The sequence below is a fragment of the Ferruginibacter paludis genome (genome assembly GCF_030409685.1).
GTDB classification, from domain to species: Bacteria; Bacteroidota; Bacteroidia; order Chitinophagales; family Chitinophagaceae; genus Ferruginibacter; species Ferruginibacter paludis.
Genome location: NZ_JAUFQJ010000006.1, coordinates 1 through 14,819, shown reverse-complemented (window position 1 = coordinate 14,819; position 14,819 = coordinate 1). Strand labels below are relative to the sequence as shown.

Annotated in this window: 16 protein-coding genes; 10 read left to right on the top strand and 6 right to left on the bottom strand. The window is 39.1% G+C overall.

Annotated features, from left to right (window positions below; genetic code table 11):
• Positions 1-5: 5 nt before the first annotated feature.
• The 10 genes from QWZ08_RS10570 to rpiA all read left to right on the top strand — a co-directional run bounded on the left by QWZ08_RS10570 (position 6) and on the right by rpiA (position 9,057).
• Positions 6-623, top strand: a complete 618-nt coding sequence (locus QWZ08_RS10570; protein WP_290337375.1) for a phosphatase PAP2 family protein — start codon at positions 6-8, stop codon at positions 621-623.
• Between the two features lie 36 nt (positions 624-659).
• Complete coding sequence (locus QWZ08_RS10565) at positions 660-1,331, top strand: sterol desaturase family protein (protein ID WP_290337374.1); 672 nt, start codon at positions 660-662, stop codon at positions 1,329-1,331.
• Between the two features lie 240 nt (positions 1,332-1,571).
• Positions 1,572-2,261, top strand: a complete 690-nt coding sequence (locus tag QWZ08_RS10560) for a hydrolase (RefSeq protein ID WP_290337373.1) — start codon at positions 1,572-1,574, stop codon at positions 2,259-2,261.
• 128 nt (positions 2,262-2,389) lie between these two features.
• Entirely contained in the window at positions 2,390-4,093 is a 1,704-nt protein-coding gene (locus tag QWZ08_RS10555) for an amidohydrolase (RefSeq protein WP_290337372.1), read from the top strand.
• A gap of 22 nt (positions 4,094-4,115) precedes the next feature.
• A complete protein-coding gene (locus QWZ08_RS10550; RefSeq protein WP_290337371.1) occupies positions 4,116-4,556 on the top strand; it encodes a DoxX family protein in 441 nt (146 codons plus the stop codon).
• A gap of 114 nt (positions 4,557-4,670) precedes the next feature.
• Entirely contained in the window at positions 4,671-6,062 is a 1,392-nt protein-coding gene (locus tag QWZ08_RS10545; protein ID WP_290337370.1) for an alginate export family protein, read from the top strand.
• Between the two features lie 10 nt (positions 6,063-6,072).
• A complete protein-coding gene (locus tag QWZ08_RS10540) occupies positions 6,073-6,807 on the top strand; it encodes a M17 family peptidase N-terminal domain-containing protein (RefSeq protein ID WP_290337369.1) in 735 nt (244 codons plus the stop codon).
• Between the two features lie 96 nt (positions 6,808-6,903).
• Entirely contained in the window at positions 6,904-7,320 is a 417-nt protein-coding gene (locus QWZ08_RS10535) for a universal stress protein (RefSeq protein WP_290337368.1), read from the top strand.
• A 338-nt stretch (positions 7,321-7,658) separates the two neighbouring features.
• A complete protein-coding gene (locus QWZ08_RS10530; protein WP_290337367.1) occupies positions 7,659-8,363 on the top strand; it encodes a YoaK family protein in 705 nt (234 codons plus the stop codon).
• Positions 8,364-8,379: 16 nt separating this feature from the next.
• The gene (gene rpiA, locus QWZ08_RS10525; RefSeq protein ID WP_290337366.1) at positions 8,380-9,057 is read left to right on the top strand and encodes a ribose-5-phosphate isomerase RpiA; all 678 of its coding nucleotides are present in this window, start codon (positions 8,380-8,382) and stop codon (positions 9,055-9,057) included.
• A gap of 124 nt (positions 9,058-9,181) precedes the next feature.
• On the opposite strand, the gene QWZ08_RS10520 is transcribed toward rpiA, so the two are convergent.
• From QWZ08_RS10520 to QWZ08_RS10495, 6 genes are all read right to left on the bottom strand, one after another.
• Positions 9,182-10,792 (bottom strand): glycoside hydrolase family 43 protein, encoded by a 1,611-nt coding sequence (locus QWZ08_RS10520; protein WP_290337365.1) that lies wholly within the window; start codon positions 10,790-10,792, stop codon positions 9,182-9,184.
• A 744-nt stretch (positions 10,793-11,536) separates the two neighbouring features.
• Entirely contained in the window at positions 11,537-12,256 is a 720-nt protein-coding gene (locus QWZ08_RS10515; protein WP_290337364.1) for a hypothetical protein, read from the bottom strand.
• A gap of 83 nt (positions 12,257-12,339) precedes the next feature.
• Positions 12,340-13,407 (bottom strand): relaxase/mobilization nuclease domain-containing protein, encoded by a 1,068-nt coding sequence (locus QWZ08_RS10510; protein WP_290337363.1) that lies wholly within the window; start codon positions 13,405-13,407, stop codon positions 12,340-12,342.
• Positions 13,404-13,940 (bottom strand): plasmid mobilization protein, encoded by a 537-nt coding sequence (locus QWZ08_RS10505; RefSeq protein ID WP_290337362.1) that lies wholly within the window; start codon positions 13,938-13,940, stop codon positions 13,404-13,406. Before QWZ08_RS10505 ends, QWZ08_RS10510 begins: the two co-directional genes overlap by 4 nt.
• Before the next feature lie 96 nt (positions 13,941-14,036).
• Positions 14,037-14,405: a hypothetical protein gene (locus QWZ08_RS10500; protein ID WP_290337361.1), complete on the bottom strand. Its 369-nt coding sequence runs from the start codon at positions 14,403-14,405 to the stop codon at positions 14,037-14,039.
• A gap of 128 nt (positions 14,406-14,533) precedes the next feature.
• Positions 14,534-14,819: helix-turn-helix domain-containing protein (locus QWZ08_RS10495; RefSeq protein WP_290337360.1), on the bottom strand; the 286-nt coding region annotated here is incomplete at its 5' end.

Genomic DNA, 14,819 nt, shown 5'->3' with positions numbered 1-14,819 from the left:
CATTAATGACAAAAATCATAACGACATGGGCAATACTGTTTTTTGCTTTTCAGTTGAACGCAGTTGCCCAAAATTGGGATATCGATATTACAAAAAGCATCAATCCACAAAATCCTAATTCAGGTTATTGGAAATTTACCAGTGGGTCAACTTATTTCATTAGTGCAGCAATACCTGTCAGTTTAATCATACAGGGAGCAAGTAAAAAAAATTGTTCAATAAAACAAAAGGGTTACGAAATATTTGGTGCTATCGCGATTGAAGTGATAATATCAGAGACAATGAAAGAAGCATTTCATCGTCAGCGACCTGCAGAAAAATACCCTTTAGAAGTATTTCCTTACAAGAATATTTCAGGAAGGGCATTTCCTTCCGGACATACTTCGCTAGCATTTGCAACAGCAGCAAGCCTTTCCTTACAATATAAAAAATGGTTTGTGACGGTGCCCGCTTATTTGTGGTCCACCATGGTTGCTTATTCAAGAATCTATCTTGGTGTTCATTATCCCTCAGATGTGCTGGCAGGGGCTGCCGTTGGAATAGGTAGCGCCTATTTAAGTAATTGGCTTCATAATAGGTTATTCTCAAAAAATAAATCCAACCAGTTACCTGACCAGTTTTAATTATTGCCTATTTTATAACAATGTAAATAAAGAGAAATGGCTTGTGAAAAAATACATAACAAAGGACAGGCAAAATTATTTAACAATAGGTACGTCGAATATTTTACAAAAACACATCCGCTGGTTATTGGGGGCATTTACTTGCCTGTTATTATCGGAATGGTTTATTACAGCACTGTAATCAATCACCAAAAGTTGGCACTGATATTATCCGTATTTGTAGCAGGGGTATTATTCTGGACATTTTTTGAATACACAATGCATCGTTTTGCATTTCATTTTATTTCAGAAAATAAAAAAATAAAGCAGATTGTTTACATCTTTCATGGTAATCATCACGAATATCCCAGGGATAAAAACCGGCTTTTTATGCCGGCTTTGCCAAGCATTATCATAGCCCTTCAAATATTTTTATTAATGTATTTAACTGGATTTTTATTGGGCATTAATAAATGGGTACTTGCTTTTTTTCCCGGGTTCATGTTAGGCTATCTGATCTATGGAACCATGCATTATGCGATACATGCCTGGAATCCTCCCTACAAATGGATGAAACCTTTATGGCGTAACCATCATCTGCATCACTATAAAAATGAGGAAAGGGGATTTGGTGTTAGTACAACGCTTTGGGACAGGTTATTTGGAACGATGTACGATTTAGATAAAGAAAAAGAAAATAAAGAAAAAGTTCAGGAATTAATGTTTTAATTAAAGATTGCCTCTAACAACCGATGAGCTATTTTACTGTAATAAAAGGAATAGTAGTAGTGATGCCATAGTTGAATAATTGAAAAATTAAATCGATAATATTTGTACCGCCTGCATAATCATAAATGAGCTGTTCTGATTAGTGACATTTACATCATCTGCCTTTACTTGTACATTCTATCTGCCTATCCACGATAATATCTTTGATAAATAAAAACTTTAAAAAATAAAATTAACGTTATGAAAAAATGCTTTTCAATTTTTGTTGCTGTTTTCTTTTGCCTTGCCGGATACGCACAGAATTCGTCTGAAAAATTATTAACTCCAAACAATCATTGCCTGGTTTTAATTGATATAGAAAGCCAGATGGTTTTTGCTGCTAAAAGTGTAAACACAGAAGAATTCAGGGATAATACCGGTATCGTTGCCGGAACAGCAAAAATTTTCAATGTTCCAACTATTGTAACTACAGCGGCTGAAAAATCTTTTAGCGGTCCCGTAATACCTGAACTGGAAGAGTTTTTTCCGAAAGCCACCAACGATTATATTGACCGGACAAATATGAATTGCTGGGAAGATATTAATGCACACAAAGCGATTGTAGGCAAGGGAAAAAAGAAAATTGTTTTTGCTGGATTATGGACAGAGGTATGCATTGTTGATCCGGTTTTATCTGCTATCGCCGAAAGCTATGAAGTTTACTTTATAGCTGATGATTGTGGTGGCATATCAAAAGAATCCCATGAAAGGGCAGTGCAACGAATGATACAGGCCGGAGCTCAACCACTTTCTTCCATGCAATACCTTTTGGAACTACAAAGAGATTGGGCAAGGCAAAGTACATACCAGCCAGTAACTGATTTAATAAAGAAATATGGAGGGGTATATGGCATCGGGGTTCAATATTCACGGGAAGTCATTAAGCATTAAGCTTGCTGGCAAATTCAAAAAGTTGTCATTTATATTTTACAATAACCGCACAAATGAAACCGTATCTCATCTTTTATTTATTTACTCTTTTGTTCTTATCAAATGTTTACGCCCAGCAAAAAGCGGATATGATTATTATAAACGCCAAAATAAATACACTTGATGAAAATCAAATGAATGCAGAGGCAGTCGCTATAAAAGGAAATATGATTACTGCAGTAGGAAGCGGTAAGGATGTGCTTAAGTTTAAAGGTGTAAAAACAGTAATTATAAATGCAAATGGAAAGAGCGTAATTCCTGGGTTATTTGACAGCCACCTTCATGTAATAAGGGCAGGAAGATTTTATAATGCAGAACTCCGCTGGGATGGTGTAAGAACGTTAAAGAGAGCCTTGGAAATGCTGAGGGAACAGGCGCAGAGGACTCCGCAAGGGCAATGGGTGAGGGTGGTGGGAGGATGGAACGAATACCAGTTTGAAGAAAAAAGACTGCCAACCATTGAAGAGATTAATGATGCTACAGGAAATGTACCCGCTTTTATTTTGTACCTCTATGGAAAAGCATGGATCAATAAGGCGGGATTAATGGCATTAAACATTAGTAGTAAAACACCGAATCCCGTTCAGGGATTGTTTGTAAAGGACGACAATGGTGATCCTACTGGTTTACTGGTTGCAGAACCCAATGCGTATATCTTGTATTCCACCCTTTCGAAACTGCCTGAATTGACCATAGCAGAAAAAATTAATTCTACCCTTCAATATATGACGGAACTAAACCGGCTTGGTGTAACATCAGTAATGGACGCTGGCGGAGGTTTTCAAAATTTCCCGGATGACTATACTATTACAGATTCACTTAACAGCCTTGGAAAAATTACGGTGAGATTACCTTATTTTCTTTTTGCACAAAAAAAAGGAACTGAATTGCAGGATTATACAAAGTGGCTGGGGATGGTGGAAATGGATCAGCAAAAGGGAAATAATATCAATGGCATTGAATACAGGGTGGAAGGCGGTGGCGAAAACCTGGTAGCCGATGCTGCAGACTTTGAGGATTTTTTATTCCCCCGTCCGGAATTTGTTCCAGGGATGGAAAACAATATGAAATCGATCATTCGATTACTAGTAAAAAAGCGCTGGCCATTCCGCATTCATGCCACTTACAACGAGAGCATCACAAGGGATCTGAATGTGATTGAGGAGGTTAATAAAGAAATCCCATTAAATGGATTGATATGGATAATTGATCATGCAGAAACCATCACCATAGAAAATCTTCAAAGAATAAAATCATTGGGAGGTGCGGTGTCAATACAGCATCGCATGGCTTTTCAGGGTGAAAGTTTTATACATCGTTATGGCAGGGATGGCGCATTGGCAGCACCACCCGTGAAAGCCATAATGGAGTTGGGGATCCCTGTTGGCTTGGGTACGGATGGAACCAGGGTGGCGACTTATAATCCCTGGGTATCCTTATACTGGATCACCACAGGTAAAACAGTAGGGGGCAACCAGGTGATGGCAAAGGAAAATACCATTGATAGAATTACAGCCTTGAAACTTTTTACCGTTGGCAGTTATTCACTTATCAGGGAAGATGATACTAAGGGAAAAATAAAAGAGGGATACAGTGCTGATCTTGATATTTTAAGTGATGACTATTTAAGTATTCCTGACGAACAGATTAAATCTATTACTTCCCTGCTTACTATAGTAGATGGGAAAGTGGTGTGGGGGGATGGAGATTTTTCATCACTGGCACCTGCAAAACTGCCGGTAATACCCGACTGGAGCCCGGTGAAATATTATGGCGGCTATCAAATTAAATAAAATTGAGGCAGTATTATAACCCATGAGAAATTTTATTCGACATATCAATTCAGTTTCTATTTCTGCAGCCACTTTCAATTTTTCCCTGCTGGTATTCAGAGTGGTACTTTCTCTTGAAATAATTGTAGTGCATGGATTTAAAAAAGTTGGTATTAATGTAGCCGAAGCGGAGAAGATTCCTAATCCACTTCATTTCCCGGAAACATTTAATCATGCTTTTGCAGTAAGTGCAAATCTTTTTTTTCCGGTATTGGTGATATTGGGTTTTTTTACCCGTATTGCTATTCTTCCCATTTTGGCGGTTACATTAACGGGATATTTTGTGCTGCATTGGAATGATGCATTGCTGATAAAAGACACACCATTTATGTATAGCCTTAGTTATCTGCTGATATTGGTTCTAGGCCCCGGAAGATATTCTGTTGATTCTTTTTTTCAACATAAAAGGGTACAGTTAAGGTAGCTGATTTGTTTATTAGAGTCTGATCAATAAAGCGACTTTAAGCGTGTTGAGCGTATTTCTATAACTGGTTTCTAACAGTGGTTTGTTTTCCTTATCAACAGAAAATTTTGAATCATGCTTTTCAGATACCTTTTTTTAGCTCTCTTTTTTTTCTTTATTCATTTTTCTTTATTCAGCCAATCGCTTCCTCCTTTTAAAGGATTAAGATTTGATGAGGATTATACTTTTTTAAAAAAAGATTCGGTGAAAAAAAAATTCTACAGAAAATTAAAATACGTACCGTTGAATAAAAATGGATCTGCTTATTTATCCTTTGGTGGCGAGCTAAGGCAGGAGTTTGATGCTTATAATAACGAAGACTGGGGTATCAGGAAACTGGGACATAATAATTTTCATCTGCAGCGGTATAACCTTCACGCTGACTTACACCTTGGCAAACAATTCAGGATTTTCTCTCAATTGCGCAGCGCATTGGAAAATGGAAGAAAGGATGGCCCACGGCCTATTGACCAGGATAACATGAATATACAAAACCTCTTTGTTGAATATAACTTCCTTTATGCTGCAAATGAAAAATTGTATGTGCGTTTTGGAAGACAGGAGATGTTTTATGGCAGTCAACGCCTGATTGCTGTAAGGGACGGCCCCAACCTGCGTTTTGCTTTTGATGCGGCAAGAATTAGTTATAATAAGAATAACGTTACGCTTGATGCCCTTGCAGCCAGTGACATTAAAGTAAATACAGGCATATTTGACAATAAAAGAAGTAAAGAAATAAACCTCTGGGGGCTTTACAGCACTATCAATTTTAAGCGGATGCCTAATACAAGTATTGACTTATATTATTTGGGTATTCATCGTGCCAACACAAAGTATGAGGAGGGAACTGGCGAAGAAACGAGACATTCCGCAGGCCTTCGTTTATGGAATAAACCTTCCGTGTTTACTTACAACTTTGAGGCGATTATTCAATGGGGAAAATTCAACAGCGATAATATTCTTGCCTGGACTGCATCCTCAGATATTGAATATACCATTAATTATAAAAAAAGATATGCAACTTTATTGGGGCTTAAAACAGATGTGATTAGTGGCGATGGACAACTGAATGATGGAAAGCTCGGTGCTTTTAATGCACTCTATCCCAAAACCGGCTATTTTGGTTTTGATCCCCAAATAGGTCCGGCGAATTTGATAGATGTACATCCTTACATTATTCAAAGTGTCAATGAAAAAATCTTCTTTCAATTGGATGCATTGATGTATTGGCGATATTCATTACTGGATGGGATATATCGCCCCGGCGGCGCCTTTTACCTGCCTGGAAATTCTTCTAAAAACCGATATATCGGGACTGTTTACCTGGGCCAGGCTACTTATGAATTTAACTCTTTTCTTACCGCAGATGTTGGCATGCAATATTTCAATATTGGAAAATTTATCAACGATATCGGAGGTAAACACAGTGCGTTGCTAATAAACACCAGGTTAATACTTAAGTTTTAAAACATATGATATGGAAAATAATAACCTTTTTTCAAGCAATAGAATAAAAATAAAAAAGATGTATTTAGTTGCTTTACTCTTTTTATCACCTGACATATTTGCTCAGGCTGGTTTGCCAAAGCTTGGCACCAGTAAAATAATAGGTAAGGTAGATGGCATTAGCATAGAAGCTAAAGTGCAAAGCCCTTCGGGGCAACAAACTCCCTTGCAGGTAGTTTGTTTGTTTGAATATACAGAGGGAGATATTTTTAATCCGCCTGCATTACCAAAGGAGTTGAATGGTATGCTGCATGTGGACGAAGCATTACATGGCTTAATAACGGAACTCAGGAAGTCAGGAAAATTTTCAGGGTATCGGTATGAAACATTGTTAATAGATCCACCAGCCAATACCATACCTGCAAAAAAATTATTACTGGTAGGCCTGGGCGATAGAAACATTTTTGACCCGGCTATTATGGAAACAGTAGGACGGATCGGGATGAGAGAAGCTTTGCGGATGGGGGTAACTTCTTATTCACACGCCAGCGATTTGAAAGATGCAGGTATCGCTTCACCTACTGCGTCTGTTGCCGGACTTGTGGTAAAAGGTGCGCTGGAAGCGTATAGAACGCAAACCCATCTTAAAAATAATATGGCTGCAAAATTTTTACCCATTACAAAATTTACACTGCTCACCGGACCTGCTTTTTTTGAGGATTCTCAAAAAGGAGTATTACCCATAATACAAACATTCAAAAACTAAAACTTGTCGTTGCGTAATAACTTAATCTTGAAATTCTTGGATTATTTTCTTTTAACAAAATGTACAATTGATCAACGATAAATTTATAAGGAATTAATGATAATTATTAGCCATTTACTTTGTGCAATTGATTTCTCAGATACTTCAGGGTATGCTTTGCAATATGCTGCAGAAATAGCAAGAAACAGAAACGCACATTTGAGTATTATTTATATTGATTCAACTCCGGACGAAATGCCTCCTTTACGTTTTGAGCGATTACAGGATGAATTTGAGGAGTGGACAAATAAAAGCAATCTTTCAGATATAAAAATTACCCGGCATATTTTGTTTGGCGCACCAGAGAAAGAGATATTGGACTTCGCTTTGAAAATAAATGCTGACATGATCATTATAGGAAACAGGAGCCACGGAAACATGTACGATTTGTTTATGGGAAGTGTAGCAAAAAGTATTATTCAGCACTCGCCAAGACCAGTGTTGTTAGTGAAAATTCCGATAGTTAGTGCGTAAGTACTTTCTGATAAATGGATTTTGCAGAAATATTTTTAATCTTGTTATTGTGGAAGCAGTGGGACTAACCGGAATAAGAAAAGCATTACGAATAGGCGTAACTTTTTATTTCCTCTGTGACGTAAAAAGATGCAGGTATCTTTTCTTTCGCTGCATTTTTTGCTGGCCTGTTATTAGAGTATGCATTGGTATCCCACAGAAGAGAAGACTATCTTAAAAATAACATGGCTGTAAAATTTTACCAATTATAAAGTTTATCCATCTTAACCAGGCTGTTTTTTGAAGATTTACAAAGAGGAATATACCCGTAATAAAAACTTTCAACAACTGATTCTTTGATGGAGCAGGAACGAAAAATATCATTCGCTTTGAGCTTTGTAGCAGGCTTTATAGATACATCAGGGTTTATAGCTTTATTTGGTTTATTTACCTCTCATGTCACGGGAAATCTTGTATTGGCCGGGGCCTCTTTTTTTGACCATAATAATGCAGGTAATCTTTCAGAAAAATTGGTTATGCTGCCTGTCTTTATTGCTGGTGTGGTATTCACCTGCTACCTTATCCAATACCGGAAAGCTACATTATCAAACTTAATTTTTACAGAAGCCATACTTATAAGCTGTTTTTCAATAGGCGGTTCAATATGCTGCGGTAAAACCGATACCCCATCAAGTACAGTCATTTCACTAACAGCCTCTTTTGCAATTATCGGAATGGCTATTCAAAATACCTACATGCGTAAGCTGCTGAATCAATACACGCCAAATACTGTAATGACAGGAAATTTTACCCAGTTTTCTATTGACCTTTTCAATTTATCCGTTTATTTTTTAAAAAAAGATCAGCAGCCTGACAAGGATGCAATACAACCCGTTTATAACAGTTTTAAAAAAGTTGTTATTGTATTATCCGGTTTTTTAATTGGTTGTTTTTTGGGAGCTTTACTGGTGAGTAAGATTGGTTTATTATGTTGCTTATTACCTGCCATCATTTTATTGTGGGTTAGGGAAAAAATAAATTCAAATGGCTTGTATAAAGTCTGACAAATACTTTCAGTAAATGGCAAAAAATGTTGAAAAGGAAAAACAACTTGCGGCTAAAGCGGCTGTAAAATTTATTAAAGATAACCAGGTTGTTGGTTTAGGTACGGGCTCATCAGCCAATTATGCAATAAAGGAAATTGGAGAAATCGTGAAGAACGGTTTAAAGATTCTGGCTGTACCTACTTCTAATAAAACAAAGTTCCTTGCTGAGTCTTTTAACATACCGCTGATTGATATAAATTCGATTACCGCAATTGACATAACCATTGACGGCGCTGACGAATTTACCAGTGATTTGTTTTTAATTAAAGGCGGCGGCGGTGCTTTGTTAAAAGAAAAAATCGTCGCTTCGATAACGAAGGAGGAAATAATAATTGTGGACTCTACCAAAAAGGTTGATATACTCGGAAAATTCAAGCTACCCATTGAAGTAATTCCATTTGCTTCAAATTATGTACTAAATAAAATTCAATTACTAAAGGGCTTAGGTAAGATTCGATTTGTGTCTGACAATCCTTTTATTACAGACGAAGGCAACTACATTATTGATATTGATTTTGGAGTAATAAATGACCCTGTCTTGCTTTCAGATAAACTTAATTCAATAGAAGGGATTGTGGCTCATGGATTGTTTATAAAGCTTGCAAGCAAGGTAATAATGGGCAGCAATGGTTCAACCATGATATTTGTATAAACTAAAATGTCCAATGTAAATTGTTGATCCAGTAAAAATCATAATTTAAGATGGACAAGTACATAAGGTTGTATAAGACTTTTACAAACTTATAAGAGAGTGTAAAAGTCTTTCTCATATTCAATCATCTTGAGTAGTTATAATCGAAATAGTCGACATCTATATAACCTTTATCAACAATGGCATTGAAATTAAACAGGCCGATTCTATCACCCCTGTAACTTCCCCAGGTTAATTGAGATGTGCCACCAAAAGGCAAAAAGGTTTCGCCATTCAGACTGTAAGCATATTGGTTGGTTCCGCGGATATTCCAGGTTGATCGCAGCCAAATGGAATCGCCTTCAATTTTTATTTTAACATGCGATCTATCCTTGTAATTATATACCAGGTAACGTATTGTACCAGCCTGTTTTATTCCGGCCGAACTGATAGAATTTGTTGAAAAATGGGTTAACCCGGCATACTGCCCGTCATACATTCCGTGTAAACCGAGCTTAACAGTCACCACATTATTTTTTGTACGCAGGCTGCGTTGTGTAATGGTGTTACCAGCCCTTTGCAATATTTTATTCCTGGTACCATGATTCAGAGGTTTGAATGCATATAGCCGGAGAAATCCTTTTCTTTCAGTCAGCGACCATTTGTCCATGCGGGGCTGATAGTTCCATTCCCACGGAGGTTGCAGGCTGGTCGCATTAAAATCATCGGATGTGTGAATTTTCAAAAATGGCTTTTCAAGATGGATGGGCTTTGTATGACACCAAACCATTTTGCCAATGGTATCAGTACCTGGTTGTCCAACAATCGGCCAGCCATCAATCCATGTAACAGGAAGCAGGCTGGCTGCCCTTCCTTCCCAATCACCCGACCCATGATGGGTAAAGAACCACCAGTCGCCATTGTTTAACTGGATCAGCCCGCCCTGGTTCGGTTCTTTGTCTTCGGCTTTGTTCACATGATTCAATTGTTTTATTTCCCAGGGGCCATCAATATGCTGTGAACGTTCCATCATCATTACGCGGCCTTCCTTTTTTACTTCACTGAAATAATGATAATAAAGTCCGTTTATTTTGTACAGTTTATTAGCCTCGCTGCCTTCCGACTGGTGAATAATGGTATCCGATTCCAGCACCAGGCTTTTGCCTCCCGGGTTCATTTTAAAGAGGTGAATGTTGTACTTTATATGAGTGTTATTATCGGGTGCAAAATTAGTGGCGATGAAGTAGAGCTGGCCATCGTCGTCGCGGAAAAAGCAGCAGTCATCCCAGCCGGTTACTTTCCATACCTGGTGAAGCGGTTCCCATGGGCCGGCGGCATTTGTGGCTGTACTCATAAAGAAGCCGTCATCAGGAGTGCCAAAATATACCCAAAATTTGTTGTTATAATAGCGAATGGAACCAGCCCAGAGGCCTTTACCGTAGCAGTTCATCCTGTCCCAGTTCAGTTCAGGCGAAATGCTTGTGAGGTCATTGACTACATGACCAATTATTTCCCAATTTACAAGATCCCTGGAGTGGAGCACTGCCATCCCGGGAGAAAACTGCATCGTAGATGAAATAGCATAAAAGTCTTCTCCAACCCTGATGGCATCCAAATCGCTGTAATCGGCAGGAAGCACCGGATTGCAATAGGTGCTGTCTCCCTGATCTCCCCATTTATCGCTTTTCTGACAAAATAAATTGAAACTCAGGAGCTGAAAATAAATAATAATTGAAACTCTTTTAATTTTAATCATGCAAGAAAGCACTGCTTTATAATAAAAAATATCATTGTATAAACGGTAAGTAGCTGTACAACGGTTAAGGGTTGTTGCAGGTTCCGTTTTATGTCTAATATCTTTTAACCGAAACCGGCTGACAAACTCATGATGAAGTTAACACTAAAAAGCAAATAGTTTATGGAGAAGGGAGATCAATGAAGACAGGTGTTTTAAAATCGAGAAAAGTATATTCATCAATCCGGCGTTACTCCCTGTGTAATTCCAGCTTATTAATTTACAGTCTAGTATAAACGATTGCAAAAGTAATGACTTCGCTGCGCTCCGCTCGGTAAGAATAATTAGCCGCAATTACAAATTGCCTTGATGTACAACTAAGTCGGCCAACCCTAAACAGCTAACAATAGAGTTATATATGGTTTTTAAATAAGAAAACATTACTTGTAGTTTCTATTGGTAGCAACTTTAGGTTAGCCTCCATCCCCTTCCTTCCTGTCGTAGCAACCCCGCCCTTGGACAGGAATTTTAAAAGCAAGTTTTTTGTAAAAAAATTTCGTTGACTGTGGAATAAAAAGCGCAGCGGTTTATGCCGCAAAAGCAACGAAGCGAAGCAGGATTTTTTTACAAAACCTCCCAGGCAAGCCGCAAAGCAATGAAGGCGCAGAACTTGCTTTTTAAATCCCTGTCAGGAAATTTGCGGGCAAACAGGGAGGATTGAATTACTTTAAAATTTCTTAAACTTTTAGTTTTTAAAAGACATTTTTACCGGCCAGTTTCTTTCCTCAGCTTTTCTTTAATTTGTAGTTCCTTTAATTCCCCTTTCACTTCATTGGCTGCTGCTGATTGCTCCCGCAATTTCTTATTCAATTCAAATGCTTTTCGTTCTTCCGCCTCCCAGCTTTCTACACTATCCCGCATAGGGTAGCTTGATACTTGGAGGCTGTCCAGCCTGTACAGGAATTGTAAATTAGTGAAAGTACTTTTTTGTTTCAGGTAGCGGTATTTAATGTCATTGGCTTTGTATTGATCCAGTTTGCCGGAGGTGCTGTACCAGCCTCCGCTGGCCAGTAAAAGCAAAACAAACAATCCCGCAGTAACCCAAAGAATATTGGCTGCGTGATGCTGATGAACTACTTTTTGAGGTGGTGGTTGCTGGCGCAGTTCATTGTTCGTTTGTATCGCGGCCACAAGATGATCCAGCCTTGCTTCCGGCAACAGCTGCCGTTTTAAATTGTCCTTCAGCTTTTCAAATTGTTGCTCTATTATGTCAACCGTCAGGCTGTTGCTTTCTTCACCGTGGTCTTCCAGCAAGGTTTCAACCTGTTTGGTAAGCGCAACTATATGCTGTGAGTTTTGCTCCACAGCTTCTATCAGACCAGATACTGCCTTCAGGTTGTTTTGCAATTGTTCTGTAAAATGATTGATCACGATGGTCAGTTCCCCATTTTTTTCTGTTGCTATGTTGTTGATGCCTGTTTCCATAATTGCTGTTTTTTGTTATCATTGATTAATTTACTTTTTGATTGGTTTATCTGCTGATTTTCTTCATTGATGAATGATGCCTGTCACAGGTGCAGGTGTCTTTGTTTCTTTTTCAACCGCTCACTTTCTTTTAATAATTCAGGGCTGATACTTTCCTGCATAGGTTCCGGTTTAGTTAAATCATAGAGCAGGTGGTTCAATGTTTTTTGCAGCTGACCAATACTGCGATTGATTTCTTTTTCAACAGCATTTTCCCAATCTTTCATATTGGATGTTGGATGGATTGACCGCTGTATTTTTTGCCTGTCTCTTGAAAGATGTATCGCCTGCTTTTGCTGCTTTGGTTGCAGGGCGGTGGCTATTTTTTGCAATTGCTTTTCCTGTAGCTGCCGTTTTATCGCAAGAATCCTTTCGATCGTTGCCAGTGAATAGCCCACTTCGCTGCCTTTTATCTTTACCTTTTTATCATCCAAAAAACAAATACCCCTTCCCTTTATAATTTTATAGCCCAGTTGCTGCATTTGTTTATGAAAGGCTTCATAGTCATTTACCTTTTGCAGGGTTTGTTGCAGGTCATGGCGAAGTTGTTCTTTGCGGATATCATGTCGCGGGATTTGCCGCTGTTCCTGCGACAAAAACCGCCGGGCACTCAGTACTTCTCTGAGGTGATACTCCTTCTCCAGCCTCCGGCAGAGCTGATCCATCTCAAAATAATTATTACTGGTGCTGACTGCTTTTCCATCGTAGCCGACACGATTAGCCACCAGGTGGATGTGTTGTTCCCGGGTATCTTTGTGCAGGATGGTCAGGTACTGGTGATCACCCACACCAAAAGTTTCTGCCAGTGTTTTACCCATTGCTACCAATTGTTCCCTATCCAGTTTTTCTCCCGGCGCCAGCCGCAGGGATAAATGCAGTACGGGTTGCTGCACTCTTTTGCTCAGCCTGGCTACTTCATGAAACTGGTCAGCCAGTTCCTGTTTATTGCCAAAGCAATAATTATAGGCCAGCACTTCTGCCCGGTTCTTGTGCTGCAGGTCTTCCGTGAGTTCATTTTTTATTTTTTCATCAGCCGTCAGTTTCTGCTTGTCCTCCAGGCAATAACTGATGCAGTGGTAAAAAGAACTGCCGGTGGTTACGGTACCAATCATCGCAGGTAATTTTTTATGAGTTGTACCATTAGTTTTAATTCGCCCGACAATACCTGCAGTTCAAAGCGTTCGGCTGCGCTTAATTCATCGGTTACACTGTTGCGTTTTTTAGCCAGCTGGTTCAGGTTGGCCGCCATGTGATGTACTGCTCCCAGCTGTTTTAATACTTCACCCGGCAGCTGCTTTTCTGTGATTATAATAGTTCCGTTACGGGAAATTTCCAGCAGGTATTCCGAGGCAGAGAGGTTGGCTTTTTTTGCTTTGGCTTTGATGATTGCCTTATCAAAGGCCGAACACTTTAACGAGATTACATGGCTTTTCCGCAAGGCTTTCAGCGGCCGGCCACCTTTATTTTTGTTATATGCTTGTACTCTTTCCATCTTCTTCTCCTCCTTGTTTGTGAATCCGCCACAGCGGATGAACAACGGCCCGGCACTGCGCCAGCGTGCTGCCGGGGTTTTGGTATTACCAAAACATAGCTGGCTATGTTCTAAACCGAAGCTGTTGCCTTTGCACGGTGTTCCCGGGTGCATAGATGGATTGTCTCTTCCCCTTTTTTTAAAAATACTGTTGTTGTTTTTTGTTGCTGCTGTGGGCGACTTTTTTTCAGTAAATCCCGCAACAAGATTTTAAGTTTCCCGGTTAAATATTTTTGGATTGGTTGTTCCAAACTTCCGGATATTGTCTTTCAGATCCAGCCATAACCGGATGGAATAGTCAGCTATTTCCATCAATTCTTCTGCACTTAAGCGGTAAGGATTGGCTATCGAAAGGGGAGACTTTTTTGCTTCGGCTTCGGTTGTATTTTTTCCTTCGGCTGCTGATTTAAAAGGCAGGTTGCCTGCCTTTTCTTCAAAGCTTTGTTCCAGGCAGGAGAAAATATTGGGGGCATAGCCTTCTCCGATTTCAAGACTTCTACCGATGGCGATGCTGTTGCCAAATAATTTAATTTGTTTGCCATTGCTCAGGCAAAGTGTTCTTCTTTTAAAGTCTGCCATGATGTTTGTTTTTAAAAATGATTCAATCTTGTTTTTAGAAAAACTCAGAGGTCTGTAATCACTTGTCTCTTTCTTCTCTTTTATTCCTTTTAAATCTTAAAATGATGCTGGTGAAAAAGAAAAGAATATTAATCTGCAGGCAGGTGTAAGAGATCCTGGATATCCTGCCAGAGAAAATAAACCCGGGAGCGAATCTTAAAAGGTTTTAGTTTACCATGTTTGATCCAGTCGTACACAGTGGGTTTTGTAACATGAAACATCGTGCACACTTCCGCCATTTTATACAGCGGCTTGTAGATGAGGCCGGGCGTTTCATAACTGGTGACAACCGGTCTGCTTTTTTCATTGTTCGTAAATTCCTCGCGGATAATCTGCCGGATCAACTGCCAGAACTGTTCCGGGGCATAGGGGAAC